The following is a 4,141-nucleotide window of genomic DNA, read 5'->3' as shown; positions in this document are numbered from 1 at the left end:
GCACGTTTTCAGGTCCAGACCGATGGAATCGTGGATTTGACGATGATTGCGGCGCGTTAATTCAAAGTGTAGCCGAACGTGGATTTTAAAAGCGATTCTTGCGTTCCCGCAATATCGTAAAAACTTCCACAGGATCGGCCAGTTCCATCCCCAGCGCCTTTTGCAGCTCCGGATTGGCCGCGCGCAAAAAAGGGTTGGTCTCGCATTCGCGCGCAATGGTGGTGGGGACCGTGAACGCGCCTTGCGCGCGCAAGGCGTCGACCTCGCGCGCACGCTCCGCGAGCAAAGCGTTGTCGGGATCGACCGTGAGGGCGAAGCGCGCATTGGCCTGGGTATATTCGTGGCCGCAATAGACCTCGGTCTCGCCGGGCAGGTCGGCGAGCCGCATCAGCGTCTCGTGCATCATCGGCATGGTGCCTTCCATCACGCGCCCGCAGCCCAGCGAAAACAATGTGTCGCCGACCACGACCACATCGTCGTCCTCGAAATGATAGGCGAGATGGCCGAGCGTATGGCCGGGCGTCTCATAGACGAGGGCGCCGCTTTCGCCGAGCCGCAGAATGTCGCCCTCGCCGACCGCGACGTCGAGCGGCGGCAGCCGATGCGCGTCCTTGCGCGCGCCGGTGACGCGGGCCTGGGGATAATGGGTCTTCAGTTCGGCGGCGGCGCCGATATGGTCGTGGTGATGATGGGTGAACCAGAGGTCTGTCAGCGTCCAGCCCTTGTCGGCTAAGGCTTTCAGAATGGGGCCGGCCTCCGGCGCGTCGAGCGTGGCGGTGGCGCCGGTGGCGGGATCATGGGCGAGCAGGCCGAAATTGTCGGAAAGGCAAGGAAACTGGTGGAATTCGAGCGCCATGGGATGCTCCTGGTCGCGCCGTGGTCGCAGGCAATTTAACCGAGGCGCGGCGCCAGGCAAGCGCGTCGTCGGGGCGGCCGTTGCGCGGGCCTTGCCCTCGCCGCGATTTTGACGGACCATGACTCATGGCGCTGGATGTCACCGATTTGCGCAGTTTCTACGCCTCGCCGCTCGGAGAGACGGCCCGGCGGCTCGTCGGCGCGATCCTGTGCCGGCGCTGGCAATCGGTGACCGGCCTGTCCGTGGTCGGGCTCGGCTATGCGACGCCTTATCTTGAATTATTCCAGGACCACCCTTTGCGCCTGCTGGCTATGATGCCGGCCGAACAGGGCGTGGTGAACTGGCCGGCCGCGGGCCCCTCGGCTTCGACGCTGATCGACGATTCCATGCTGCCCCTGCCGGATTCCTGCGTCGATCGCATCCTGCTCGCCCATGCGCTCGAAAATGCCGAACATCCGCGGGAATTGCTGTCCGAGATCTGGCGCGTGCTCACGCCGGGCGGGCGGCTGGTGGTCGTCGCGCCGAATCGCTCGGGCCTGTGGGCGCGGCTCGACACCACGCCTTTCGGCCATGGCCGGCCCTATTCGCGCGGGCAATTGCTCGATCTGATGCGCGAGAGCTTGTTCTCGCCGATCTATTGGAGCGAGGCGCTCTATACGCCGCCGCTGCACCGCGCGACCTGGCTGCGCTTCGCCCCCGCGATCGAGCGCGTGAGCGGCAAGCTGTCGCTGCCGGGGGCGGGGGTTCTGGTGGTCGAGGCGACCAAGCAGCTTTACCGGCTGGTCGGCGTCCGGCGTTCGCGCCGGACCTTGCCGGAGTTGGCGCCGGCTTTGGCCCCCGCGCTCTCGCCGCGACCGTTCGGCTCCGGGCGGGTGGGCGTCGACCGGCGTCGCGACTGACGGGTGGCGGAATTCTTATTTTCCGGCGACGCGGGTCGCGTTGGGCGCCTTGGCCATCAGGGCCTCGATCCGGTCGCGCTCGCGTTTGAAATCGGCCAGGGCCCGGCCGTCGATCTGGCGGGTGCGCGCCAGTTTCACGCGCATCGGATCGACGAAATGGCCGTTGACGATGACTTCGTAATGGAGATGCGGGCCGGTCGCCAGGCCGCTCGCGCCGAGATAGCCGACGATTTGCCCCTGGTTGACATGGACGCCCTCGGTCATGCCGCGGCCGAAGCGCGACATATGATTATAGGTCGTCACATAGCCGTTGACATGTTCGATCTCGACGCGCCGGCCATAGCCCGAGTCCCAGCCGGCCTTGACCACCGTGCCGCTGCCCGCGGCGAAGATCGGCGTGCCGACCGGCGCCGCCCAGTCCACGCCGTTGTGGGGCCGGGTATAATGCAGGATCGGGTGGTAGCGCGCGCCGAAGCCGGAGCGGAATTCGCCGGTGGCCATGGGCTTGCGCAGCAGAAATTTGCGCGTCGAATGGCCCGAGCCGTCGAAATAATCGACGCCCTGGTCGTCGGGCGACTGGAAGCGGTAATATTTGTAGGTTTCGCCGCGCGAGGAGATCGAGGCGTAAAGCAATTCCGGATGGCCGCCTTCCGCTTCGTCGCCGTCGTCATAAAAGGCGTCGATCGAATCGCCGGCCGAGACGCTGCGCTGGAAATCGACGTCATTGCCGAAGATCCGTACCATCTGGTCGATGATCGGCCGCGGGATCTCCTGTTTCAGCGCGGTCTGATAGAGCGAATTGTAAAGCCGCATGCCGCCGGAATCGTCGTCGCTCTCATCGGAATCGTCATTATTGACCGGTTTCGCGCTTTTGGCGGCGGCCGGCGTGTTTTCGAGCAGGACATAGCGCCCGCTGTCGGCGAGCGCGATCGCCGCCTTGAGATTGTCCGCATCATAGACGCCCAGCCGGGCGAGGACCAGCGCGTCGCTCTTCTCGGTTTCGGCGAAAGTCAATTTGACCCGCCGTCCTTCGGACAGGAGATCGGCCAGATTGGCGCCGCGGAAGGACGCCCGCACATTGGCGATGGCGCTCCGGTCGACGCCGGCGCCGGTAAGGATGTCGTCGAGGCTGTCGCCGCGCTTCACCACCACCAGACGGTCGCTTGCGACCGGCGATTGTCCCGATTCGCCCTCCGGCGTCGCGGCGCGCGGCGCGATGGTGACATTTTCCGGCACCATGCGGACTTCGATCGCGGAAAAAGGCGAATTGGCGTTGCCGCCATTCGGCGTTCCGAAGCCGAGGCCGCCTCCGCCGAGCTCCAGCGCCGCGCGACTGGTGCGCATCAGCAGCAATTGCGGCGGCAGCGGCAGCGGCGCCCGAGAGCCGTTGCTCTGGGCGTTTTTCACCGTTTCCGCGACCTGGGCGCGCACTTCGTCGAGCGAAAGCGCGGCGCTCTGCGCGCCGAGCGGCACGGGATAGAGGTCGCTCGATGTGAAGCTGACCTCGGCGTCGTCCTGCGCGGGGGGCGGCTCGGGCGCGTCGGGCGCGGGATTGTTGGAATCCGCCAGCAGTTTGAGCGGGTTGAAATCCGGCACATCCGCGCCCAGGCCGGTTTCGGCCAGGGTCAAAGTGGTGGAAACGCGCGTGAAGGCGCGGGTTTTCATCACTTCCTTGTCGCCGACCTTGATCGCCGTCGGCGTCTTGAAGCTCTGTTTGGCGGCGACGATATCGACCGCCTTCAGCAGGCGGTCGCCCTTTTTGGGATTGATCCCGGCGTCTTCGACCTGTTCGTGCCGCGCGAGAATGGCGCGCGTGGGCGCTTCGGCGAAATTGGCCTCGCGGTCGAAGGCGGCATAGATCGCGCCGCCCAGCAGGCCCGCGCCGATCACGCCCGTCAGCCCGGTTCCCGCGAGCCATCGCGGCGACACGCGGCGCTGGTTGTCGGTTCCAAGACGGTCGCCCTGCGCGTCGATCGGCGGTTCGGCGCCGATGGAGGCGACGAACGCGCCGCGTTTGCCGCCGCGGGTCGATCGGCCGAGGCCGAAGGGAGCAGAACGCAATTTGAAACCGGTCTCCGAAGGAAGCGCGCCGCAACAGATAGCGTTTCTCAGCCGTTCTGTCTCTGATTTTGGCAGTTTTCAAAGGATTTCGGACTTAGACAGGGCAATGATGGCCCAAATGGGGCGAGTGGCCGGAACGAAGCGCCGTTCTGGGAGGCTATCGGCAACATATTGAAATAGCCAAGCTTTCCAAAAATTCGCATTTTTCTTCAAAAACATTCTTGACGGTTGGGCTGGGGTGGTCCTATAAGGCGGCCATCGACGGCGTCGCCGCGGACTTTAGCGGCGGGCGCTGACGCGTCTTCACTTGAGAGCCTTGAGGGGT

At 65.2% G+C, this 4,141-nt stretch carries 3 protein-coding genes; 1 reads left to right on the top strand and 2 read right to left on the bottom strand.

Going from position 1 to position 4,141, the window contains the following annotated elements; all coding sequences use genetic code 11:
* Positions 1–85: 85 nt before the first annotated feature.
* Positions 86–856 carry a hydroxyacylglutathione hydrolase gene (gene gloB / locus ACE3S9_RS15925; protein ID WP_374547458.1) on the bottom strand — a complete coding sequence of 257 codons (771 nt, stop codon included), beginning with the start codon at positions 854–856 and terminating at the stop codon, positions 86–88.
* 125 nt (positions 857–981) lie between these two features.
* Between gloB and ACE3S9_RS15920 the strand changes: the two genes are divergently transcribed.
* The gene (locus ACE3S9_RS15920; protein ID WP_374547457.1) at positions 982–1,755 is read left to right on the top strand and encodes a class I SAM-dependent methyltransferase; all 774 of its coding nucleotides are present in this window, start codon (positions 982–984) and stop codon (positions 1,753–1,755) included.
* Positions 1,756–1,770: 15 nt separating this feature from the next.
* Here ACE3S9_RS15920 and ACE3S9_RS15915 read toward each other — a convergent pair whose 3' ends face one another.
* Entirely contained in the window at positions 1,771–3,816 is a 2,046-nt protein-coding gene (locus ACE3S9_RS15915) for a M23 family metallopeptidase (protein WP_374547456.1), read from the bottom strand.
* Positions 3,817–4,141 lie beyond the last annotated feature (325 nt).

Origin of the sequence: Rhodoblastus sp. (assembly GCF_041915505.1) — a bacterium.
GTDB lineage: Bacteria > Pseudomonadota > Alphaproteobacteria > Rhizobiales > Beijerinckiaceae > Rhodoblastus.
This window is presented reverse-complemented; position numbering and strand designations above follow the sequence as displayed.